Annotated in this window: 17 protein-coding genes and 1 pseudogene; 14 read left to right on the top strand and 4 right to left on the bottom strand. The window is 72.2% G+C overall.

Going from position 1 to position 23905, the window contains the following annotated elements; all coding sequences use genetic code 11:
• The 3 genes from AB8735_RS10515 to AB8735_RS10505 all read left to right on the top strand — a co-directional run bounded on the left by AB8735_RS10515 (nt 1) and on the right by AB8735_RS10505 (nt 3791).
• Entirely contained in the window at nt 1-579 is a 579-nt protein-coding gene (locus AB8735_RS10515; RefSeq protein ID WP_344024689.1) for a TerD family protein, read from the top strand.
• Nucleotides 580-668: 89 nt separating this feature from the next.
• Nucleotides 669-2624 (top strand): TerD family protein, encoded by a 1956-nt coding sequence (locus AB8735_RS10510; protein ID WP_372406832.1) that lies wholly within the window; start codon nt 669-671, stop codon nt 2622-2624.
• Nucleotides 2625-2804: 180 nt separating this feature from the next.
• Nucleotides 2805-3791, top strand: a complete 987-nt coding sequence (locus tag AB8735_RS10505) for a TerC family protein (protein ID WP_344024694.1) — start codon at nt 2805-2807, stop codon at nt 3789-3791.
• Between the two features lie 12 nt (nt 3792-3803).
• Here AB8735_RS10505 and AB8735_RS10500 read toward each other — a convergent pair.
• The 3 genes and pseudogenes from AB8735_RS10500 to AB8735_RS10490 all read right to left on the bottom strand — a co-directional run.
• Nucleotides 3804-5063, bottom strand: a pseudogene (locus AB8735_RS10500) (MFS transporter); the annotation flags it as partial.
• A gap of 155 nt (nt 5064-5218) precedes the next feature.
• A complete protein-coding gene (locus AB8735_RS10495; protein ID WP_344024696.1) occupies nt 5219-5875 on the bottom strand; it encodes an MBL fold metallo-hydrolase in 657 nt (218 codons plus the stop codon).
• Between the two features lie 37 nt (nt 5876-5912).
• Nucleotides 5913-6599, bottom strand: coding sequence for a maleylpyruvate isomerase family mycothiol-dependent enzyme (locus tag AB8735_RS10490; RefSeq protein WP_372406830.1), 687 nt, complete (start codon nt 6597-6599; stop codon nt 5913-5915).
• 278 nt (nt 6600-6877) lie between these two features.
• On the opposite strand from AB8735_RS10490, the gene uvrA reads away from it, so the two are divergent.
• Together uvrA and AB8735_RS10480 are read left to right on the top strand one after the other, a co-directional pair.
• On the top strand, nt 6878-9799 hold the full coding sequence (gene uvrA / locus AB8735_RS10485; RefSeq protein WP_372406829.1) for an excinuclease ABC subunit UvrA: 2922 nt from the start codon (nt 6878-6880) through the stop codon (nt 9797-9799).
• Between the two features lie 150 nt (nt 9800-9949).
• Nucleotides 9950-10387, top strand: coding sequence for a Rieske (2Fe-2S) protein (locus AB8735_RS10480; RefSeq protein WP_372406827.1), 438 nt, complete (start codon nt 9950-9952; stop codon nt 10385-10387).
• A gap of 8 nt (nt 10388-10395) precedes the next feature.
• Here the strand turns inward: AB8735_RS10480 and AB8735_RS10475 are convergent, their stop codons facing one another.
• Nucleotides 10396-11337 (bottom strand): hypothetical protein, encoded by a 942-nt coding sequence (locus AB8735_RS10475; protein WP_344024704.1) that lies wholly within the window; start codon nt 11335-11337, stop codon nt 10396-10398.
• A 237-nt stretch (nt 11338-11574) separates the two neighbouring features.
• Between AB8735_RS10475 and AB8735_RS10470 the strand changes: the two genes are divergently transcribed.
• The 9 genes from AB8735_RS10470 (at nt 11575) to pgk (ending at nt 23900) form a co-directional block, all read left to right on the top strand.
• A complete protein-coding gene (locus tag AB8735_RS10470; RefSeq protein WP_372406826.1) occupies nt 11575-12216 on the top strand; it encodes a papain-like cysteine protease family protein in 642 nt (213 codons plus the stop codon).
• Nucleotides 12217-12220: 4 nt separating this feature from the next.
• Entirely contained in the window at nt 12221-13069 is an 849-nt protein-coding gene (locus AB8735_RS10465) for a hypothetical protein (protein ID WP_372406825.1), read from the top strand.
• A gap of 133 nt (nt 13070-13202) precedes the next feature.
• On the top strand, nt 13203-15182 hold the full coding sequence (gene uvrC, locus AB8735_RS10460) for an excinuclease ABC subunit UvrC (protein WP_372406823.1): 1980 nt from the start codon (nt 13203-13205) through the stop codon (nt 15180-15182).
• A 166-nt stretch (nt 15183-15348) separates the two neighbouring features.
• A complete protein-coding gene (gene rapZ / locus AB8735_RS10455; protein WP_198535473.1) occupies nt 15349-16281 on the top strand; it encodes an RNase adapter RapZ in 933 nt (310 codons plus the stop codon).
• Nucleotides 16278-17324, top strand: a complete 1047-nt coding sequence (gene yvcK / locus AB8735_RS10450) for a uridine diphosphate-N-acetylglucosamine-binding protein YvcK (protein ID WP_344024713.1) — start codon at nt 16278-16280, stop codon at nt 17322-17324. Before rapZ ends, yvcK begins: the two co-directional genes overlap by 4 nt.
• Nucleotides 17315-18334 carry a DNA-binding protein WhiA gene (gene whiA, locus AB8735_RS10445; RefSeq protein WP_199893547.1) on the top strand — a complete coding sequence of 340 codons (1020 nt, stop codon included), beginning with the start codon at nt 17315-17317 and terminating at the stop codon, nt 18332-18334. Before yvcK ends, whiA begins: the two co-directional genes overlap by 10 nt.
• Before the next feature lie 153 nt (nt 18335-18487).
• Nucleotides 18488-21448, top strand: a complete 2961-nt coding sequence (locus tag AB8735_RS10440; RefSeq protein WP_372406820.1) for a M14 family zinc carboxypeptidase — start codon at nt 18488-18490, stop codon at nt 21446-21448.
• A 137-nt stretch (nt 21449-21585) separates the two neighbouring features.
• A complete protein-coding gene (gap, locus tag AB8735_RS10435) occupies nt 21586-22590 on the top strand; it encodes a type I glyceraldehyde-3-phosphate dehydrogenase (protein WP_344024718.1) in 1005 nt (334 codons plus the stop codon).
• A gap of 98 nt (nt 22591-22688) precedes the next feature.
• Nucleotides 22689-23900, top strand: coding sequence for a phosphoglycerate kinase (gene pgk / locus AB8735_RS10430; protein WP_372406818.1), 1212 nt, complete (start codon nt 22689-22691; stop codon nt 23898-23900).
• Nucleotides 23901-23905: the final 5 nt, after the last annotated feature.

Below are 23905 nucleotides of genomic sequence, written 5' to 3'. Positions count from 1 at the left end.
GTGAGCGTCAACTTGTCCAAGGGACAGGGCGTCAGCCTGCAGAAGGCCGACGGGGGAACCTTGACCGCGGTGCGGATGGGGCTCGGCTGGAAGTCGGCCCCTCGCCGGGGACTGTTCCGGTCGCGCACCAAGGAGATCGACCTCGACGCCTCGGCCGTGATGTACGCCGACGGGCAGCCGATCGACGACGTCTGGTTCAACCACCTGGTGAGCAACGACGGTTCGGTGCGGCACACCGGGGACAATCTGGTGGGCGGCGCCGGCACCGGGGGCGACGACGAGACGATCCTGGTCGACCTGCAGCGCGTGCCCGTGCACATCGACCAGATCGTCTTCACGGTCAACTCCTTCAGCGGCCAGACCTTCGCCGAGGTCTCCAACGCCTTCTGCCGGCTGATCGACGACACCACCGGCCAGGAGCTGGCCCGTTACACCCTCGACGGCGGCGGGCCCTACACGGCGCAGATCATGGCGAAGGTGCACCGGGTGGGCGGCGGCTGGCAGATGACCGCCATCGGCATCCCGTCCAACGGCCGGACGATCCAGGACCTCTACCCGGTGATCGCCACCGTTCTGTAGAGCGCGGGGGCGCGGGGGCGCGGGGTGGTACGGCACGGGCCCGGGCCCGTGCCCGGCGAGCAGGGCGCGACGACAAGGGGGGCAGGGCGATGACGGCCGAGCTGGTGCGGGGGCAGAACCACCCGCTGACCACGAGCCGGTTGGAGATCAGGGTCTCGGTGGGCGACCCGGTGCTGGTGGCGGCCGCGCTCGCAGGCCCGGACGGCAGGGTGCCCGGCCCGGGCCACGTCGTCCACCCGGGAGCCCCGCACATGCCCGGTGTGGCGGTGGCCGGGCAGGGGATCGCCGTCGAGACGGACGCCCTGCCGGAGACGGTGCACCGGGTGAGCGTGCTGCTGGCCCTGCCGCCCGGCGGCGGGGGGCCCGGCCGGTTCGGCGCGACGGCGGCGCCGTTCCTCGCGCTGGCCGATGGCACGGGGGAGGAGATCGCCGGTTTCACCGTCACCGGGCTGGACGCCGAGACGGCCCTGGTCGCCCTGGAGCTCTACCGCCGGCAGGGCGCCTGGCGGGTACGGGCCGTCGGCCAGGGATATGCGGACGGACTCCCGGCGCTCTTCCGGGACTTGGGGCTCGACGGTCACACCGCGCTCGATGGTCGCGCCGCGCTCGGCGGCTTCGACGCCCTCGGCTCCGACGCGGCCGCCGGGCTCGTGCCGGAGAGCGAGGCCGCAGCCGGGAGCCCCGCCGCGGACTTCGTCCTCGCGCCGCCGCAGCCCTCCCCGCGCCGCTCCGGGGGAGGCGGCCGGCACGCCGCGCCGGAGGAGCGGCCCGAGGACCGTACCGGCCGGCAGGCCCTCGCACCCGTCGGGCCGGGGGAGGCGCGCGTCGACTACCGCCACCCCGGCCGGCATGCGGCGCTCCAGCCCCCGCCTCCGCCGCCCGCCGCCTCCCCGGCCGGGGACGGAGCGCCCCCGGAGCCCGTGGCGGGCGACGCCTCGGGCTGGACTCTCGAGGAGCGCCTGTACAACCAGGTGTGGGGCATGTTCGAGGACCTCGCCCGCAGCGTCGCCGCCTACCGCAGCGCGGTCGGCTTCGCCGGGTCCCGTCTGGAGCGGGAGCTCGACGCCCAGCTCGCCGACCCGGCCACCCGCGTGGGCCCGGCCGCGGACGCCGCCCGGGCCGCCGCCCGGACCAAGCACGACGGGCTGGTCGACCGGGCCCGCGCCGTCCTGGACCGGGACGTCGCCCAGCTCACCGCCGAGGCCGACGTCGTCGAGCACGCCCTGCCGCCCGCGTTCGCCCGCTGGGACAGCCCCGCCTGGCACGGCTACCAGGCGCCCCTGGAGACGCCGCTCGCACTGCGCCTGGGCGATCTGCACCTGCCCGAGCGCCGGGGGCTGCGCATCCCCATGCTGGTGCGGCTGCCGCTGGAGCGCGGGCTGTGGGTGGACTGCGGCCGGGCGACCGGCTCGGGCACGGACCGGGCGGACCCCGCCGAGCTGCGCCGGCTGGCCATGGACTGCGCGGTGGCGCACGCCGCCCGGCTGCTGGCCGTCCACCCGGTCGGCGACTACGGCGTGCACGTCATCGACCCGGCGGGCTCGGCCGGTGCCGCGCTCGCCCCGCTGCTGGAGTGCGGGGCACTGGGGCGGCCCCCGGCGGCCGGGGCGCAGGGCGTCGCCGCCGTCCTGACGGAGCTGACGCGCCGCGTCGACCTGGTGCAGATGGCGGTCCGCAGCGGGGCCGCCGACGCCCTGCCGCCCGACGTCGACACCGCCGAACAGCTGCTGATCGTCAACGACTTCCCGCACGGCTTCGACGACCGGGCGGTCAACCGGCTGCGCTATCTCGCGGACGAGGGCCCCTCGGTGGGCGTGCACCTGATGATGGTGGCGGACCGGGAGGACGCCCGGGGCTTCGGCCCGCTGCTCGATCCGTTCTGGCGCTCCCTGCTGCGCATCACCCCCGTCCCCGACGACCACCTCGCCGACCCCTGGGTCCACCACGCGTGGACGTACGAGCCGTCGCTGGCGCCCGCCGGGAGCGATGTGGTCCGCCGGGTGCTGTGGCAGGTGGGTCAGGCCCGGCGGGCCTATGGTCTCTGACCGTCCAAGGGATGGACTAAACCCCCTCTGAACAGGGAGTTTGGTCTTTTCTTTACTGTTTCTTGGGTCTTCCTGTACCATTTTCGGCACGGAGGCGGCCGTGATCGCACCCGCTCGGGTGGAGCGCGCCTCCGGCAGCGACGACGCTGGAAGTTGCCGTACGACGTGCCGGAGGACCCCTTGGACGTCTCCCTGACGATGTGGCTGCTGACCGTTCTCGGTCTGTGCGCCCTGGTGGCCGCCGATTTCTTCATCGGCGGCCGCAAACCCCATGAGGTCTCCCTCAAGGAGGCCGGAACCTGGACGGTGGTCTGGGTCGTCCTGGCCGCGCTCTTCGGGCTGGGGCTGCTGGTCCTCGGCGGCGGGCAGCCGGCGGGCGAGTTCTTCGCGGGCTACATCACCGAGAAGTCGCTGAGCGTCGACAACCTCTTCGTCTTCGTCCTGATCATGGCGAAGTTCTCGGTGCCCACCGTCTACCAGCAGCGGGTGCTGATGGTGGGTGTGCTGATCGCCCTGGTCCTGCGGGCCGTCTTCATCGGCGCGGGCGCGGCGATCATCGCCAACTTCTCCTGGATCTTCTACCTCTTCGGCGCCTTCCTGATCTGGACCGCCTGGAAGCTCATCCAGGAGGCGCGCTCGGGCGAGGAGGAGGAAGAGTTCGAGGAGAACCGCTTCCTGAAGGCGGTCGAGCGGCGCTTCCCCTCCACCGACCGGTACCACGGCACCCGGCTGTTCGTCGTGGAGAACGGCCGCCGGCTGATGACGCCGATGCTGATCGTCATGCTGGCGATCGGCACCACCGACGTGCTGTTCGCGCTGGACTCAATTCCGGCGATCTTCGGCCTCACCCAGGACCCGTACATCGTCTTCACGGCCAACGCCTTCGCCCTCATGGGCCTGCGCCAGCTGTACTTCCTGATAGGGGGCCTGCTGCGGAAGCTGGTCCACCTCTCGTACGGGCTCTCGGTGATCCTCGGCTTCATCGGCGTCAAGCTGGTCCTGCACGCCCTGCACGAGAGCGGGGTGGCCGTGCCGGAGATCAGCATCCCGGTCTCGCTGGGTGTCATCTGCGCCGTGCTGGCCGTCACCACGGTCACCAGCCTGCGCGCCTCGCGGAAGGCGGAGGAGGCCGAGGCGGCCCGGGAGCGGCAGGGCGCGGACGCCTGAGGCGTCCCCGGTGCCCGCCGCGGCGGGCACCGGCCGGGTCTCCGGCAGCAGCAGGAAGCAGCCCAGGCTGATCAGGGCGATCGTCACCAGGAGGACGGCGAGGCCCCACGGGGGCCGGTCGCCCCGCGTCAGCGCGGTGGCCGCCAGCGGGGTGAGGCCGCCGCCCACGACGCCCGCCAGGTTGTAGCCCACGCTCGCCCCCGTGCAGCGCACCCGCGGCTCGTACAGCTCGGGCAGGTACGCGCCGACCACGGTAAAAGTGATCATGAAGGCGAGCATCGCGCCGGTGAAGCCCAGCAGCATCAGCGCGGGGCGCCCGGTGTGCAACAGCGCCACCAGCGGGAACATCCACAGGGCGGTGGCCACGCAGCCGGTCAGGCACATCGTCCGCCGGCCGACCCGGTCGCCGATCAGGGCCAGCGGCGGCGTGGCGAGCCCCATGACGGCGACGGCGGCCATCACACAGCCGAGCATCACCGTGCGGCCGACCCCCAGCCGTTCGGTGCCGTAGGCGAGCGCCCAGGTGGTGACCGCGTAGAAGACGGCGTAGCCGACGGAGAGGCCGCCCGCGGTGAGCAGGACGAGCCGCCAGTGGTCCCGCACCACCTCGGCCAGGGGCAGGCGCGCACGGTCCGGGCCGGCGGCCAGCTCGCGGAACGCCGGGCTCTCGGCCACCTGGGCGCGCAGCAGCAGCCCGGCCACCGCCAGCAGCCCCGCCGCCCAGAACGGCACCCGCCAGCCCCACGAGCGGAACTCCTCGTCGGTGAGAGTGGCGGAGAGCCCCAGGGAGATGCCGTTGGCGAGGAGGAAACCCGCGGGCGGCCCGAGCTGCGGCACGCTCGACCAGAGCACGCGGCGGTGTGCCGGGGCGTGCTCCGCGGTCAGCAGGACCGAGCCGCCCCACTGGCCGCCGAGCCCAAGCCCCTGGAGGAAGCGCAGCGCCAGCAGGAGCACCGGGGCGCTGACGCCGATCGCGGAGTAGGTGGGGACCAGGCCGACGCAGACGGTGGCGATCCCGGTCAGCAGCAGGGACGCGACGAGGACGGGCCGCCGGCCCCGGCGGTCGCCGAGGTGGCCGAAGAGCGCCGAGCCCAGCGGCCGGGCGACGAACCCCGCGCCGAAGGTGCCGAAGGCCGCGAGGGTGCCCAGCACGGGCGAGACGGTGGGGAAGAAGAGCGGGCCGAGGACCAGCGCCGCCGCGGTGCCGTAGGCGAAGAAGTCGTAGAACTCGATGGCCGTCCCGGCGAGGGATGCGGCCGCCACACGGAGCATGGCCGGAGGGCGGTCATGGTGCATGTACCGTCCAACTTCCCGTTCCCGGGCGGGAAACGGGGCGCGTGGAGGTGATCACGGGGGCGCGGGGGAACGTTCGCCTCCGTTCGTTGTGCGCTCCCGGCGCTGCCGGGGGCGCACAACAGGGGCCGGACTCACCAGCCGCGCTCGCGCCACTCCGCCAGGTGCGGGCGCTCGGCGCCGAGGGTGGTGTCGGCGCCGTGGCCCGGATAGACCCAGGTCTCGTCGGGCAGTTGCCCGAAGAGCTTGGTCTCGACGTCGCCGAGGAGACTGGCGAACGCCTCCGGATCCCGGTGGGTGTTGCCGACGCCGCCCGGGAAGAGGCAGTCGCCGGTGAACACATGGGCGTGGCCGTGCGGGTCGTCGTAGACCAGGGCGATGCTGCCCGGGGTGTGGCCCACCAGGTGGCGGGCGGTGAGCCGGACGCGGCCGACGGTGATGGTGTCGCCGTCGTCCACCGGGACGTCGGTGGGGACGGGGATGCCCTCGGCGTCGTACCGGCCCGCGTAGGTGCGGGCACCGGTGGCGGCCACCACCTCGGCCAGCGCGCCCCAGTGGTCGCCGTGGCGGTGGGTGGTGACCACGGAGGCGATGCCGCTGTCGCCGATCAGGCTGAGCAGCGTGTGCGGCTCGGCGGCGGCGTCGATCAGCAGCTGCTCGTCGGTGGCGCGACAGCGCAGCAGATAGGCGTTGTTGTCCATCGGGCCGACCGCGACCTTCGAGATCATCAGGTCGGTCAGTTCGTGTACGTCGGCGGGGCCGCCGACCTTCACCGCTCCGGTGTATGCCATGACTTCACCCTAGTCGCCGGGTCCGACAGCGGTCGCGTCAGAGCGGGGGCAGGACGGGCACCGGGGCGCCGTCCGACTCCAGGGCCGAGCCGTCGCGCCGGCCGGCGAGCCAGCCCAGCAGGGCGGGGGCGGGGCCGCCGACCCGGGTCCCGGGGCCGTCCGCGCGGCCGGAGCGCCAGGTGTGCCCCTCCTCGTCGGTGATCACCAGGGCCGGGAGGTCCGGGTGTCCGGCGAACCGGTCGGCCAGGAAGCCGATCTCGCGCCCGGTGAACTCGGCGGGGAGGTCCTCCAGCTCGTAGCCGATCCCGAGGTCCGCATGGTGCAGCTCGACCTCGATCAGCCGCCGGAACGGCACCCGGGAGGCGCTGTCGGTGACCCCGTTGCGCAGGGTGACGGTGCGCGACCAGTCGGCGGGCCGGGCGGCGGTGTCGAAGAAGCGCCCGGCGCTCGCGCGGAGGTCGTCGAGCTGGACGGCGAGGGGGCGTGGCGCGCCTTCGGCGATGTCGGCGTCGCGGGCCTCGGCGCTCGCGTACATCGGGCGCCCGGAGAGTACGTTGACCAAGGCGTCCGCGTTGCGCGCGAGGTGCGTGAGCACATGTCCGCGGGTCCAGCCGGGCAGCCGGGAGGGCTCGCCGACGGCGGACTCCGCCAGGGCCTCCACGGCCCGCGTCAGGCGGTCCGTCGCCTCGCGCAGCAGGGCGAGGTCGTGTTCATGATCAATCATGCGGCCGACGATAGCGCCGCCACTCCTTCGGGTGAAGGAGGCGGGATCCTGCCGTAATTCGAATGTGCGTGCTATACGCTCGGAGTGCGGCATCCTTGAGAGATGGCCGCAGCGCTCTCGTACCCTGACGGAGTCGCCCCGACGGGGTCGCCCTGACAGGTTCGGGAGCATCGCTCCGCACTGACCTCTGCTCCCGCGACGGCCCCCGGACGGGTGGCCTCGTGCGGTGGCGGGGCCGGCGCACCCCCTTCCTCTTCACACGAAAGGTGCCGACCGGCGTGGCTGACCGTCTCATCGTCCGTGGCGCGCGCGAGCACAACCTCAAGAACGTCTCGCTCGACCTCCCCCGTGACTCGCTCATCGTCTTCACGGGCCTCTCCGGGTCGGGCAAGTCCTCGCTCGCCTTCGACACGATCTTCGCCGAGGGGCAGCGCCGCTACGTCGAGTCGCTCTCCTCCTACGCACGACAGTTCCTGGGCCAGATGGACAAGCCCGACGTGGACTTCATCGAGGGCCTGTCCCCGGCCGTGTCCATCGACCAGAAGTCGACCTCGCGCAACCCGCGTTCGACGGTCGGCACGATCACCGAGGTCTACGACTACCTGCGGCTGCTCTTCGCGCGCATCGGCAAGCCGCACTGCCCCGAGTGCCGCCGGCCCATCTCCCGGCAGTCGCCCCAGGCCATCGTCGACAAGGTGCTGGAGCTGCCCGAGGGCAGCCGCTTCCAGGTGCTCTCCCCGCTGGTGCGCGAGCGCAAGGGCGAGTTCGTCGACCTCTTCGCCGACCTCCAGACCAAGGGCTACAGCCGGGCCCGGGTCGACGGGAAGACGATCCAGCTCTCCGAGCCGCCCAAGCTCAAGAAGCAGGAGAAGCACACGATCGAGGTGGTCGTCGACCGCCTGACCGTCAAGAGCAGTGCCAAGCGCCGGCTGACGGACTCGGTCGAGACCGCCCTCGGCCTCTCCGGCGGCATGGTCATCCTCGACTTCGTCGATCTCGCCGAGGACGACCCCGAGCGCGAGCGGATGTACTCCGAGCACCTCTACTGCCCCTACGACGACCTCTCCTTCGAGGAGTTGGAGCCCCGTTCCTTCTCCTTCAACTCGCCCTTCGGCGCCTGCCCGGACTGCACCGGCATCGGCACCCGCATGGAGGTCGACCCCGAACTGATCGTCCCCGACGAGGAGAAGAGCCTCGACGAGGGCGCCATCAGCCCCTGGTCGCACGGCCACACCAAGGACTACTTCCACCGCCTGGTCTCCGCACTCGCCGACGAGCTGGGCTTCCGCACCGACATCCCCTGGGCCGGCCTGCCGCAGCGCGCCAGGAAGGCCCTGCTGAACGGGCACAAGACCCAGATCGAGGTCCGCTACCGCAACCGCTACGGCCGTGAGCGCGCCTACACGACCGCCTTCGAGGGCGCCGTGCCGTTCGTCAAGCGGCGGCACTCGGAGGCCGAGAGCGACTCCAGCCGCGAGCGCTTCGAGGGCTTCATGCGCGAGGTGCCCTGCCCGACCTGCGAGGGCACCCGCCTCAAGCCGATCGTCCTCGCCGTCACCGTGCAGGACCGCTCCATCGCGGAGGTCTCCGCGATGTCCATCAGCGAGTGCGCCGACTTCCTGCGCGGCATGAAGCTGACCGGCCGCGAGAAGAAGATCGCCGAGCGGGTGCTCAAGGAGGTCAACGAGCGGCTGAAGTTCCTCGTCGACGTCGGCCTGGACTACCTCTCGCTCAACCGCGCCGCGGGCACCCTCTCCGGCGGCGAGGCCCAGCGCATCCGGCTCGCCACCCAGATCGGCTCCGGTCTGGTGGGCGTGCTGTACGTGCTGGACGAGCCCTCCATCGGCCTGCACCAGCGCGACAACCACCGTCTCATCGAGACGCTGGTGCGCCTGCGGGACATGGGCAACACCCTGATCGTCGTCGAGCACGACGAGGACACGATCAAGGTCGCCGACTGGGTCGTGGACATCGGCCCCGGCGCCGGCGAGCACGGCGGCAAGGTCGTCCACAGCGGCCCGCTGGCCGAGCTCCTCTCCACCGAGGAGTCGATGACCGGCCAGTACCTCTCCGGCCGCCGGTCCATCGCCACGCCGGAGATCCGCCGCCCTGTGGACGCCAAGCGCCGGCTCACCGTCCGCGGCGCCCGGGAGAACAACCTGCGCGACATCGACGTGTCCTTCCCCCTCGGGGTGCTCACGGCGGTGACGGGCGTCTCGGGCTCCGGCAAGTCGACACTGGTCAACGACATCCTCTACACCCACCTGGCCCGGGAGTTGAACGGCGCCCGCGCGGTGCCGGGGCGGCACACCCGGGTCGACGGCGACGACCAGGTCGACAAGGTCGTCCATGTCGACCAGTCGCCCATCGGCCGCACCCCGCGCTCCAACCCGGCCACGTACACCGGCGTCTTCGACCACGTCCGCAAGCTCTTCGCGGAGACGATGGAGGCGAAGGTCCGCGGCTATCTGCCCGGCCGCTTCTCCTTCAACGTCAAGGGCGGCCGCTGCGAGAACTGCTCCGGCGACGGCACGATCAAGATCGAGATGAACTTCCTGCCGGACGTGTATGTGCCGTGCGAGGTCTGCCACGGGGCGCGCTACAACCGGGAGACCCTGGAGGTGCACTACAAGGGCAAGTCCATCGCCGAGGTGCTGGACATGCCCATCGAGGAGGCGCTCGACTTCTTCGAGGCCGTCCCGACCATCGCGCGCCATCTGCGCACGCTCAACGAGGTGGGCCTCGGGTACGTGCGTCTGGGCCAGTCCGCGCCCACACTCTCGGGCGGCGAGGCGCAGCGGGTGAAGCTGGCGAGCGAGCTGCAGCGGCGGTCCACGGGCCGGACGGTGTACGTGCTCGACGAGCCGACCACGGGTCTGCACTTCGAGGACATCAGCAAGCTGATCGGGGTGCTGTCCGGGCTCGTCGACAAGGGCAACACCGTGATCGTCATCGAGCACAACCTCGATGTGATCAAGACGGCGGACTGGGTCGTGGACATGGGTCCGGAGGGCGGCAACGGGGGCGGCCTGGTCGTGGCCGAGGGGACGCCGGAGGATGTCGCGGCGAATGGTGACAGCCATACGGGGCGGTTCCTGAGGGAGATGCTGCCGGTGGCGCCTTCGGCGCCGGCCAAGCGGGTGCGGAAGGCGCCGGCGAAGAAGGCGGCTGCGGCGAAGACGCGGGCTCGTCGGGGCTGAGGCCCCGCCTTCGGGCGAAGTCCTCAATCTCCCCGGAGGGGGTAACCCCCGGACGGGCTGAAAAATCAGCCCGTCCGGCGGCGTATCGTCATGCACCGACATCGCAGCAGTTCAGGCGGTACGCCGCCGTCGCACCCGTAGGAGCCCCCCATGACCAGCCGGCAGCCCGCCCCCTGCTGCGCGTCCCGCCGTACCCTGCTGCGCGGAGCCGCGCTCGCCGGGGTCGCCGGGCTCGGTGCGGCCGCCTGCGACGGGAAGACGGGGGCCAAGGCCTCTTCGACGCCCACCGCGCCGGTGGAGCTCGGGCCCGCGAGCGAGGTCCCCGTCGGCGGCGCCAAGCTCTACCGCGAGGAGCGGCTGCTGGTCGCGCAGCCGGTGAAGGGGCAGTTCAAGGCGTTCAGCGCGGAGTGCACCCACGCGGGCTGCGTCCTCGCCACGGTCGACGCCGGCGTCGCGGCCTGCGGGTGCCACGGCAGCCGGTTCGACGTGAAGACCGGCAAGGTGCTCCAGGGCCCGGCCGGGGACCCGCTGCCGGCCGTGCCGGTGCGGGCGAAGGGCGGCCGGCTGGTGGCGGGCCCGAGCGCCTGACGGCGGGGTCACGACCAGTCCCAGCCGATCCCCACGATCCCCGGCCGCACCCCCTGTTCCACCAGGTGCACCCCGCGGTGCCGGCCGGTGAGCGTCAGCTCCTGGTGGCCGCTGCGCGGCGCGCCGGCCGAGGCCTGGGCGAAGCGGCGGCAGCGCACCGGGAGCGCGGCCGCGTCGAAGCGCACCTCCAGGACGTACTGCCCGCCCGCGAAGCTGAATCCGCGGACGTACTCGTCGCTCGGGCCGCCGGTGCCGTCGTCGAAGGCGTAGCCGAAGACGTAGGTCTCGCCGGTCCGCAGCCGGGTGTCGAAGAGCAGCTCGCTGACCAGGACGCCCGCGCCGGAGTGCCATCGCACCCGTCCCACGCGGCAGTTCTCGGTGGCCCGGACGGCGATGCGCGCCGGGTCGCAGCCGGTGTCCCCGTAGTGGATGGCGACGTAGCGGTCCACCCCGTCCCGGTGCGCCCGCACCACGTGGTGCGAGTCGCGTTCGCGCAGTTCGCGCCGGGCGCCGATGGAGACCCGTTCCAGGTGGCAGACGGTGTGGAGTCCGCCGTCGGCCGGTGCCTCCAGCTCGCCGAGCAACTGCTCGACGGCCCGGGACTCGTCCATCAGCGACCGTAAGGCGCGGGCCGCGGGCCGTTCGGCGCCCGGCGGGGCGGCCGCGGAGTCGAGCAGCCGCAGCAGCGCCCGCTCGGGCAGGTCGAGGATCTCTTCCAACAGCCGTACGGCCCGCAGCGACTCGGGTCTTCGCGGGCGCCGCGCGCCCTGCTGCCAGTAACTGAGGCTCGTCACCCCTACGGTGACGCCGCGCTGGGCGAGCCGGTGCTGCACCCGGTGCAGCGCGAGGCCGCGCGCCGACAGCGCCGTGCGCAGCGCCAGATGGAAGGGGCCGCTGCGCAGCGCCTGCGCGAGCTCGGTCTCGCCCACCCGTGTGCTGGTCCGTGCCATGTCGTGTGCTGCCTCCTGTGAATATTCACCCCGAAGTGAACGGAACCGTTTCGGGGTGGAGCGCCGCGTTCCATCTGACGGGGGGCGCGGGACGTTCACAACGGTCGTGGGCCGTTCACTTCGCCGTCTCACTCTGCATTCAAGCCGGTTGACCAGCCCCCGACAACATCCCATGCTCCTGACCAGCGTCCGGACGCCCCCACCGTCCAACCCCCCACCGCCACGGGAGAAATCACCATGCCCCGTGCCTCGGCACAAACCGACAGACCCCCCATATCCCGCCAACGCCGCATAACCGGCGCCCGGCTGGCCGCCGCCACCCTGGCGGCCGCCACGCTGGTGGCGCTTCCCGCCGCGACGGCCTCCGCGGCCCCCGCCCCGGCCAAGAAGCCGCTGCGCGCCGCGAAGAAGCTCAACATCACCATGCAGGCCCAGGAGAAGACCAACTGGTGCTGGGCCGGCTCCGGCAACACCATCGCCGCCTGGTACGGCCGCAACTACAGCCAGAACCAGTTCTGCAACGCCGCGTTCAACCGGCAGCAGAGCAGCGCCTGCCCCAACAACCAGGCCACGCTGGGCAATGTGCAGAACGCCTTCCGCTGGGCCCGGATCAACACCGGTTCCTACGTGGACGGCTGGCTGCGCTACTCGACCGTACAGAGCGAGATCAACGCCAACCGGCCCATCGAGACCCGCATCGGCTGGAAGTCCGGCGGCGGCCACATGCAGGTGATCTACGGCTACGACACCTCGAACAACCTGGTCTACTGGGGCGACCCGTGGAAGACCAGCAACCGTTACAACTGGGCCGACCACAACTGGTACGTGAACAACAACCGGTTCGCCTGGACGCATTCGCTCTACCGGATCGGCGGGTGACCCGATGACCGAGAACTCCACCCGCCGCACTGCGGCCCGGCTCGCGGCAGCCGGTGCCCTGACCGCCGCGCTGGCCGGCGTCGCCCCGCTCGCCCACGCCGCACAGGCCCCGGCCGTGCCCGCTCCGCCGGCCGCGGCCGAGGTCGCCGCCGCCCACGACGCGGCGACGTCCGCGAAGACGCTCGACACGCTGTCGCGCTTCTTCGCCCGTGACGACGCCGCGGGCGGCGCGGCGGCCAAGACCGGGGGCAAGCCCCGGATCGAGGGCGCGACCGTCCCCGTGTACGAACTCTCGCCCGAGTTCGTGGCGGGCAAGAAGGACGCCCCCGTCGCCGCGTCCGACTACCTGGCCAGCAAGGCCGTCTCGGCCGACGGCCGGAAGGCGTCCGTGTGGACGGCCGCCACCGGCGGCAGCTGGAAGGTCGTCAACATCGCCAGCGGCGACGACGAGACGCGCTACGCGGCCGAGGGCGCCAAGAAGCTCGCCGGCGGCACGGTCTTCCGCGAGCCGCAGATCAACGCCTGGTACGTCCAGCGCGGCGACCGCGTCCTGCCGCTCAACTCCGACGCCGAACGGGCGGTGGGCAAGCAGGGCACCACGCTCGACGCCTACCGGGAGCGGGTCCACAAGGCGTACGGCGACAAGCTGCCCGGCTCCGCGTACGCGAAGAAGGGCGCGGCCGGCGGCTACGACGAGGGGGCGAAGGCGGCGGACGGGACGCTCGCGGCCGAGCCCGCCGCCTCCTCGTCCACCGGCCCCTCCACCACGACCGTGGCCGCCTCGGCCGGGGCCGCAGCGGCCCTCGGTCTCGGCCTCACCACCGTGGCGGTGCGCAGGCTCCGGCGTCGCTGACCCGACGGCACCGGACACCCCCCACACCCACGCACCGTCCCGCTCGCCCCGGCCCCGGCGCACCTCCACGCGCCGGGGCCGGGGCCGTCCCGCCGCGGCCCCGTTGTCAGTGCCCGCAAGTAGGGTTGGTGACATGGCCGACCCCAGCAGCTACCGCCCCAAGGCGGGGCAGATCCCCGACTCGCCGGGGGTCTACAAGTTCCGCGACGAGCACGGCCGGGTGATCTACGTCGGGAAGGCGAAGAGCCTGCGCCAGCGGCTCTCGTCGTACTTCCAGGACCTCGCCGGCCTGCACCCGCGCACCCGCACCATGGTCACCACGGCCGCCTCCGTGGAGTGGACGGTGGTCGGCACCGAGGTCGAGGCGCTGCAGCTGGAGTACTCCTGGATCAAGGAGTACGACCCCCGCTTCAATGTGAAGTACCGCGACGACAAGAGCTATCCGTACCTCGCGGTCACGCTGAACGAGGAGTTCCCCCGCGTCCAGGTCATGCGCGGCGCGAAGAAGAAGGGCGTGCGCTACTTCGGCCCCTACGGGCACGCCTGGGCGATCCGCGAGACGGTCGACCTGATGCTCCGCGTCTTCCCCGTACGCACCTGCTCCGCCGGGGTGTTCAAGCGCTCCGCCCAGATCGGCCGCCCCTGCCTGCTGGGCTACATCGGCAAGTGCTCCGCCCCCTGCGTCGGCCGCGTCACCCCCGAGGAGCACCGCGAACTCGCCGAGGAGTTCTGCGACTTCATGGCCGGACGTACCGGTGCGTACATCCGCCGTTTGGAGAAGGGGATGCAGGATGCGGCCGAGGAGATGGAGTACGAGAAGGCGGCCCGGCTGCGCGACGACATAACGGCGCTCAAACGCGCCCTGGAGAAGAACGCCGTCGTCCTCGCCGACGCCACCGACGCCGACCTGATCGCGGTCGCCGAGGACGAACTCGAAGCGGCCGTGCAGATCTTCCACGTCCGCGGCGGCCGGGTGCGCGGCCAGCGCGGCTGGGTCACCGACAAGGTCGAGGAGGTCGCCACGGCCGGTCTCGTCGAGCACGCCCTCCAGCAGCTCTACGGCGAGGAGAGCGGCGACGCCGTGCCCAAGGAGGTCCTCGTCCCCGCCCTGCCCGACCCGGTGGAGCCCGTCGCCGAGTGGCTCGCCGGGCGCCGCGGCTCCCGGGTCGACCTGCGCATCCCCCAGCGCGGCGACAAGAAGGACCTGATGGCCACCGTCCAGCGCAACGCCCAGCAGGCGCTCGCGCTGCACAAGACCAAGCGCGCCTCCGACCTCACCACCCGCTCCCGCGCCCTGGAGGAGATCGCCGAGGCCCTCGGCCTGGACTCGGCGCCGCTGCGCATCGAGTGCTTCGACATCTCCCACCTCCAGGGGCAGGACGTGGTGGCCTCCATGGTCGTCTTCGAGGACGGCCTGGCCCGCAAGAGCGAGTACCGCCGCTTCCAGATCAAAACCTTCGAGGGGCAGGACGACGTCCGCTCCATGCACGAGGTGGTCTCCCGCCGCTTCCGCCGCTATCTGACGGAGAAGCAGAAGACGGGGGAGTGGGAGCTCGACGAGGAGGCCGTCCCGGAGGAGAGCGGCCGCGACGACAACGGCCGTCCCAAGCGCTTCGCCTACCCCCCGCAGCTCGTCGTCGTCGACGGCGGACAGCCCCAGGTGGCCGCCGCCCGCCGCGCCCTCGACGAGCTCGGCATCGCCGACGTGGCCGTCTGCGGCCTGGCCAAGCGCCTGGAGGAGGTCTGGCTGCCGGACGAGGACGACCCGGTCGTCCTCCCGCGCACCAGCGAGGGGCTCTACCTGCTCCAGCGCGTCCGCGACGAGGCGCACCGCTTCGCCATCGCCTACCAGCGCAGCAAACGCACCAGGACGATGAAGGCATCGCCGCTCGACGCGGTCGCCGGCCTCGGCGGGGCCCGCAAGCAGGCGCTGCTCGAGCACTTCGGCTCGGTGAAGAAACTGCGGGCGGCCACCGTCGAGCAGCTCTGCGAGGTCCCCGGCGTCGGCCGCAGGACCGCCGAGTCCGTCGCCGCGGCCCTGGCCGCGAGCGCCCCGCCCGCACCCGCGGTCAACACCGCGACGGGCGAGATCCTCGACGGGACGGAGGGATGATGGAGACGGCCGCACGGACGGGCGCGAGGTCCGGGGCGCCGACCCCGGTACCGCCTCCCTTCCCCGCGCGGGCCGAAGGCCCTGGGAAGATCAGAGGCAGATCCGAAGGAAGGCCGGACACCCGGAGCCGCGACCACGGCCCCGCCGGCAGAACGGGGGACATCTCATGAACGACAGCGAGCGGGACGGAGCACAGGTGAGTACGGCCACCACGGCGGACACGACGGGCGAGGCCGCGGGCATCCCCGAGCTGGTGATCATCTCCGGTATGTCGGGGGCGGGCCGCAGCACCGCTGCCAAGTGCCTGGAGGACCTCGGCTGGTTCGTCGTCGACAACCTGCCGCCCGCCCTCATCCCCACCATGGTCGACCTCGGCGCCCGCTCCCAGGGCAACGTGGCCCGCATCGCCGTGGTCGTCGACGTCCGCGGCCGGCGGTTCTTCGACAACCTCCGCGAGTCCCTCGCCGACCTGGCCGCCAAGAAGGTCAAGCGGCGCGTGATCTTCCTGGAGGCGTCCGACGACGCGCTGGTGCGCCGCTTCGAGTCCGTGCGCCGTCCGCACCCCCTCCAGGGCTCCGGGCGCATCGTCGACGGCATCGCCGCCGAGCGCGACCTGCTGCGCGAGCTGCGCGGCGACGCCGACCTGGTCATCGACACCTCCAGCCTCAACGTCCACGAGCTGCGCGCCAAGATGGACGCCCAGTTCGCCGGCGAGGAGGAGCCGGAGCTCCGCGCCACCGTCATGTCCTTCGGCTACAAGTACGGCCTGCCGGTCGACGCCGACCTCGTCGTGGACTGCCGCTTCCTGCCCAATCCGCACTGGGTCCCGGAGCTGCGCCCCTTCACCGGCCTCAACGAGGAGGTCTCGGGCTACGTCTTCAACCAGCCCGGCGCCAAGGAGTTCCTCGACCGCTACACCGAGCTCCTCCAGCTCATCGCCGCCGGCTACCGCCGCGAGGGCAAGCGCTATGTGACCATCGCCGTCGGCTGCACCGGCGGCAAGCACCGCTCGGTCGCCATGTCCGAGAAGCTCGCCCACCGCCTCGTCTCGGAGGGTGTCGAGACCGTCGTCGTCCACCGGGACATGGGGCGCGAGTGACCGGCCGCAGTTTCCGGATGCGCCGTGTGCGCCGGCTCGTCCCCGGCGCGCGCGGCGCCGCGCGCGGCGACCGCCGCCGCACCCAGCCCAAGGTCGTCGCCCTCGGCGGCGGCCGCGGGCTGTCGGCCTCGCTCGCCGCGCTGCGCCGCATCACCGGCGACCTGACGGCGGTCGTCACCGTCGCCGACGACGGCGGCTCCAGCGGCCGGCTCCGCGACGAGCTCGGCGTGCTGCCCCCGGGCGACCTGCGCAAGGCGCTCGCCGCCCTGTGCGGGGACGACGACTGGGGCCAGACCTGGGCGCGGGTGATCCAGCACCGCTTCGAGAGCCATGGCGACATGCACGGCCACGCCGTGGGCAACCTGCTGATCGTCGCCCTCTGGGAGCAGCTGGGCGACCCCGTCCAGGCCCTCGACCTGGTCGGCAAGCTGCTCGGCGCGCACGGCCGGGTGCTGCCCATGTCCGCCGTCCCGCTGGAGCTCCAGGCGCTGGTGCGCGGGCACGACCCGGCGGAGCCGGACGCCGTCACCACGGTCCGCGGCCAGGCCACCGTCGCCCTCACCCCCGGCGAGGTGCAGTCCGTGCACGTGGTCCCGGAGGACCCGCCCGCCGTCCCCGAGGCCGTCGAGGCGGTCCTCGACGCGGACTGGGTGGTGCTCGGCCCCGGCTCCTGGTTCTCCTCGGTCATCCCGCACCTGCTGGTCCCCGAGCTGCTCGACGCGCTCCAGGAGACCAAGGCCCGCCGGGTCCTCTCGCTGAACCTCGCCCCCCAGCCCGGCGAAACCGAGGGCTTCTCCCCGCAGCGTCATTTGGAGGTTTTGGCCCGACACGCCCCTAAACTCGCCCTGGACGTGGTGCTGGCCGACGAGGCCGCCGTGCCCGACCGCGAGAGCCTGTGCGACGCCGCCAAGCGGCTCGGCGGGACGGTCGAGCTGGCGCCGGTCGCCGCGCAGGGGAGTTCCGCTACGCACGATCCGGAACTGTTGGCCGCCGCGTACGACCGTATTTTTCGGATGCATGGAAGGATCGGCCCATGGCGATGACGGCAGCGGTGAAGGACGAGATCTCCCGGCTCCCCGTCACCCGGACCTGCTGCAGGAAAGCGGAGGTCTCGGCGATCCTGCGGTTCGCCGGCGGGCTGCACCTCGTCAGCGGCCGCATCGTGATCGAGGCGGAGCTGGACACCGGGATCGCCGCCCGACGGCTGCGCAAGGACATCCTGGAGATCTTCGGACACGCGTCCGACCTGGTGGTGATGGCCCCCGGCGGGCTGCGCCGCGGCAGCCGGTACGTGGTGCGGGTGGTGGCGGGCGGTGACCAGCTGGCCCGCCAGACCGGCCTGGTCGACGGCCGCGGCCGGCCGATCCGCGGCCTGCCCCCGCAGGTCGTCTCCGGCGCCACCTGTGACGCGGAGGCCGCCTGGCGGGGCGCCTTCCTCGCCCACGGCTCGCTGACCGAGCCCGGCCGCTCCTCCTCGCTGGAGGTCACCTGCCCCGGCCCCGAGGCGGCGCTCGCCCTGGTGGGCGCGGCCCGTCGGCTGCAGATCGCGGCCAAGGCCCGCGAGGTGCGCGGGGTGGACCGCGTCGTCGTCCGCGACGGCGACGCGATCGGCGCGCTGTTGACCCGCCTCGGCGCCCATGAGTCGGTGCTGGCGTGGGAGGAGCGCCGCATGCGCCGCGAGGTGCGCGCGACGGCCAACCGGCTGGCCAATTTCGACGACGCCAATCTGCGCCGCTCGGCCCGCGCCGCCGTCGCGGCCGGGGCCCGGGTCCAGCGGGCCCTGGAGATCCTCGGCGAGGAGGTGCCCGAGCACCTCGCCGCCGCCGGCCGGCTGCGCATGGAGCACAAGCAGGCGTCGCTGGAGGAGCTGGGCGCCCTGGCCGACCCGCCGCTGACCAAGGACGCGGTCGCCGGCCGGATCCGCCGGCTGCTGGCCATGGCCGACAAGCGCGCCCAGGACCTGGGCATCCCCGGCACCGAGTCCAACCTCTCGGATCTGGCCGACCTCCCCGAGGACGTCGTCGCCGGCATGGTCAAGGACATGGCCGGCTGACGTCACCCGTAAGGGACGCCGGCGGGGTGGGCCGACAGGGTGAACCGCCGCCGGTGTCCGTCCGGTTGGACGCGGGCCCTATTGACATGGTCATGGGCCCTCGCAAGCCTTGCGTCCGTCATCGCACGGGACGGACAACGGCATGGGGGGTTCATGAGACGCAGGACGCGATCGATCCTCGTGGCGGCTTCGCTGCTGATCGGTGGAGTGACCGCCGCACCCTTCGCACATGCGCGGCCGGACGCGCCGGGCCCGGCCGCCTCCGACGCGGTCAGGGTCTGGGACGCCAAGGTCACCGCGGCCCAGATGCCGCTCCTGCTCAAGGCGGGCATCGACGGGCACGAACTGGGCCGTCCGCCCGCCGCGGGCAGGACGGCACCGGTCGAGCTCTACCTCACCGGCCGGCAGGCCGGCGAGCTGCGCGGCCAGGGCATCGAGCTCACCGAGCGACGCCTCTCGCAGCGCGCCCGCGAGCGCTTCACCCAGGGCGGCGACGGTGTCTTCCGCCGCTACAGCGGTCCGAACGGCCTGCAACGGGAGATCGTCGACACCGGTGCCGCGCACCCCGGGCTCACCAAGGTCGTCAACATCGGCAAGAGCCTGCGCGGCCAGGACATGCTGGCCGTCAAGGTCGGCAAGAACGCGAGCCGCACCCGCGACGGGTCGAAGCCCGCCGTGCTGTACATGTCCAACCAGCACGCCCGTGAGTGGATCACGCCGGAGATGACCCGCCGGCTGATGCACCACTACCTGGACAACTACGGCAAGGACCCGCGGATCACCAGGATCCTCGACAGCACCGAGCTGTGGTTCCTGCTCTCCGCCAACCCCGACGGCTACGACTACACCTTCAAGGGCCCGGACACCCGGCTGTGGCGCAAGAACCTGCGCGACAACAACGGCGACGGGAAGCTCACACCCGGCGACGGCGTCGACCTCAACCGCAACTTCCCCTACAAGTGGGGCTACGACAACGAGGGTTCGTCCGCCGACCCGGCCTCCGAGACCTACCGCGGCAAGGGCCCCGGGTCCGAGCCGGAGACCAGGGTCCTCGACGCCTTCGAGAAGCGGATGCACTTCCGCTACGCCATCAACTACCACTCGGCCGCCGAGCTGTTGCTCTACGGCGTCGGCTGGCAGGTCGCCACCCCGACCCCGGACGACGTCCTCTACAAGGCGCTCGCCGGCACCCCGGAGAAGTCGGCGATCCCCGGCTACCGGCCGCAGCTCTCCTCCGAGCTCTACACCACCAACGGCGAGGCCGACGGTCACGCGGCCAACGTCAATGGAACGATGATGTTCACCCCCGAGATGTCGACGTGCCAGACGGCCTCGCGCACCGACACCTCGGGCCGCTGGAACCCCGCCGACTGCCCCTCCAGCTTCAGCTTCCCCGACGACGAGAAGCTGATCCGGGCGGAGTTCACCAAGAACATCCCCTTCGCCCTCTCCGTCGCCGAGACCGCGGCCCACGCCGACCGCCCGTCCTCGGCCGTCGGCCGTGAGGCGCCCGACTTCACCCCGGACGCCTTCGCCGACTCCTTCGCCCGCGGCGCCGACCAGCCCGTCGCCGTCACCGCCCGCAAGAGCCTGGCCGACAAGCGCCTCAACTACCGCGTCGACGGCGGGCGGACGCACACCGCGCCCCTCGCGCCCTGGCGCGGCGGCAAGCGCTACGGCGGCCACGACAACATCCGCTTCGACCAGTACCGCGGCACGGTCCGCGGCGCGCCCGAAGGGGCCAGGGTGCAGGTGTGGTTCACCGGCCGCACCCCCGGCGGCGGCACCGTCCGCAGCGAGCCCTTCACCTACACCGTCTGGCACCGGCCCGCCGCCGACACCCTGGTCGTCGCCGACGAGGGCGGCACGGACCCGGCCCGCCGGCTCGCCGCCTACACCGAGGCGCTCGACCGCGCCGGCCACCGGGCCGTCGTCTGGGACGTCGCCCGGCAGGGCGCGCCCCATCCGCTGGGCGTGCTGCGGCACTTCAAGGCCGCGGTGTGGTACTCGGGCGGCAACCGGCCCGGCGGCGCCACCCTGTTGGCCGTCCGCGACTACCTGAACGAGGGCGGCAAGCTCATCGCCCTCGGTCCGGAGGCGGGCGGCGCGGCGCGGGTCGGCCCGGCCGACACCGACGACTTCGCGCAGTACTACCTGGGCGCCTTCGGCCGCACCGCGCTCGCGCACCCGCGGCAGTTCACCGGTGCCGGCCCGCTCGCCGGGGTCCGCGCCGACCTGGCCGACGCCCCCGGCAGCCCGCTGGACGCCGCCGGCTCCTTCGTCACCACCTCCGACGTGCTCCCCGCGGACCGCTTCCCGCAGTTCCGCAGCACCGGCGGCGGCGACTACCCGGGGCTGCGCACGGCCTTCGAGCCGTACGCCGGCGACGGAATGGCCGCCGCCAAGCACAAGGACCGGGCCTGGATGCGCCTCACGCGCACCATCGACCTCACCGGTGTGAGCGCCCAGGACAAGCCCGCGCTCGGTTTCCAGATCAGCCACGAGACCGAGAAGGGCTACGACAACGCCGTCGTCGAGATCCGCACCGCCGGCGGGGACGACTGGACCACGCTGCCGGACGCCAACGGCGGTACCAGCGCCGAGACGCCCGCGGACTGCGGCGACGGCTCGTACCTCGCCCTGCACCCCTTCCTCAGGCACTACCTCGCGCTGCGGGACGGCTCCTGCGCCGCGCACGGCACCACCGGTGCCTGGAACCGCTTCACCGGCTCCTCGCAGGGCTGGCACCGCGCCTCCTTCGACCTGAGCGCCCACGCGGGCCGGAAGGTGGAGGTCTCGGTCTCCTACATCACCGACGGCAGCACCGGCGGACCCGGCGTCTTCGTGGACGACGCCACGGTCACCGCGGGCGGTGCCGTCAAGGACACCGAGGGCTTCGAGAGCGGCTCGCCCGGCGCCTGGACGGTGCCCGGCCCGCCGGCCGGAAGCCCCGGCAACACCGGCGACTGGACGGTCTCCAAGGCCCTCTACCACTCCTCCTCCGCCGTCACCACGCGTGACAGCGTGCTGTTCGGCTTCGGCCTGGAGCATGTGCGCGGGACACGTGAACGGGCGGCTCTTCTGAGCGCGGCCCTGCACATTTTGCGTGTCTGACGCCACAGTGCCCCCCTCTTGACCAGGGGGGCCTCCGATGTCACGCACATCGCCGGTTGGAGGTAGGGTCGGTGGTGGTCGGGGACATCCCATACAGCCGCCGGGACAGACCGGCACACCAACGAGGAGATCGGTTCGTGACGATCCGCGTAGGCATCAACGGCTTTGGCCGTATCGGTCGCAACTACTTCCGCGCGCTGCTGGAGCAGGGTGCGGACATCCAGATCGTCGGCGTCAACGACCTGACCGACAATGCCACCCTGGTGCACCTGCTGAAGTACGACAGCATCCTCGGTCGCCTGAAGCAGGACGTCAGCCACACCGACGACACGATCACCGTCGGTGACATGACGTTCAAGACGATGGCCGAGCGCGACCCCGCCAACCTGCCCTGGGGCGAGCTGGGCGCCGACATCGTCATCGAGTCCACCGGCATCTTCACCAAGCGCGAGGACGCGGCCAAGCACCTGGCCGCCGGCGCGAAGAAGGTCCTCATCTCGGCCCCGGCCAAGGGCGAGGACATCACCATCGTGATGGGCGTCAACCAGGACAAGTACGACGCGGCCAACCACCACGTCATCTCCAACGCCTCCTGCACCACCAACTGTGTGGCGCCGATGGCCAAGGTCCTCGACGAGAGCTTCGGCATCGTCAAGGGCATGATGACGACGGTCCACGCGTACACCAACGACCAGCGCATCCTGGACTTCCCGCACTCCGACCTGCGCCGCGCCCGCGCCGCCGCGGAGAACATCATCCCGACCTCGACCGGTGCCGCCAAGGCCACCGCCCTGGTCCTCCCGCAGCTCAAGGGCAAGCTGGACGGCATCGCCATGCGCGTCCCGGTCCCGACCGGCTCGGTCACCGACCTCGTCCTGGAGCTCGAGCGCGAGACCACCAAGGAAGAGATCAACGCCGCCTTCCAGAAGGCCGCCGAGGGCCAGCTCAAGGGCGTCCTCGAGTACACCGAGGACCCGATCGTCTCCTCCGACATCGTCAACTGGCCGGCCTCCTGCACCTTCGACTCGAAGCTGACGATGGTCCAGGGCACGCAGGTCAAGGTCGTCGGCTGGTACGACAATGAGTGGGGCTACTCCAACCGCCTGGTGGATCTGACCGTCTTCGTCGGCGGCCAGCTCTGATCCGAGCGATGTAAGGGACGGGGCTCGTACGGCGCACAGGCGCGTCGTACGGGCCCCGTCGTATGGCTGATACTCACGGAAGTCACCGGAGTCACCGTATGAAGACGATCGACGAACTCATCGAGGACGGCGTCGAGGGCAGGCGGGTCTTCGTCCGCGCCGACCTCAACGTCCCGCTCGACGGCACGACCATCACCGACGACGGCCGCATCCGCGCCGTCGCGCCCACGATCGCCAGGCTCGCCGAGGCGGGCGCCAAGGTGATCGTCGCCTCCCACCTGGGCCGTCCCAAGGGCGCCCCGGACCCGCAGTTCTCCCTGGCCCCGGCCGCGCAGCGGCTCGGCGAGATCCTGGGCAGGAACGTCTCGTTCGCCACCGACACGGTCGGCGACAGCGCGAAGGCCACCGTCGCCGCCCTGGCGAACGGCGAGGTCACGCTGCTGGAGAACCTCCGTTTCAACGCGGGCGAGACCAGCAAGGACGACGCGGAGCGCGGCGCCTTCGCCGACGCCCTCGCGTCGCTGGCCGACCTCTACGTCGGCGACGGCTTCGGTGCCGTGCACCGCAAGCACGCCTCGGTCTTCGACCTCCCGAAGCGGCTCCCGCACGCCGCCGGCGACCTGATCGCCACCGAGGTCGGCGTCCTGAAGAAGCTCACCGACGAGGTCCGGCGGCCGTACGTGGTCGTGCTGGGCGGCGCCAAGGTCTCCGACAAGCTGGGCGTCATCGACAACCTGCTGAAGAAGGCCGACCGCATCCTCATCGGCGGCGGCATGTCGTACACCTTCCTGGCCGCCAAGGGCCACGAGGTCGGCATCTCGCTCCTCCAGGAGGACCAGAAGGCCCGGTGCCTGGAGTACCTGGCCGAGGCCGAGAAGCGCGGTGTGGAGTTCGTCCTGCCCGTCGACGTCCTGGTCTCCGCCGACTTCCCGGACCTGAAGACCAAGGCCCCGGCCAACCCGGACATCGTCTCCTCGGACGCCATCCCGGCGGACAAGGAGGGCCTGGACATCGGCCCCAAGACCCGTGAGCTGTACGCCTCGAAGCTCGCCGACGCCGGAACGGTCTTCTGGAACGGCCCGATGGGTGTCTTCGAGCACCCCGACTACGCGAACGGCACCAAGGCCGTCGCCCAGGGCCTGCTCGACTCGGACGGCTTCACCGTCGTCGGTGGTGGCGACTCGGCCGCCGCCGTGCGCATCCTGGGCTTCGACGAAAACGCTTTCGGCCACATCTCGACCGGTGGCGGCGCCAGCCTCGAATACCTCGAGGGCAAGACGCTCCCCGGCCTCGCCGCACTGGAGGACTGAAACAC

This window comes from Streptomyces luteireticuli, assembly GCF_041519305.1.
GTDB classification, from domain to species: Bacteria; Actinomycetota; Actinomycetes; order Streptomycetales; family Streptomycetaceae; genus Streptomyces; species Streptomyces luteireticuli.
Note: the sequence above shows the minus strand (reverse complement) of the source record. Positions and strands in the feature narration are given on the sequence as shown.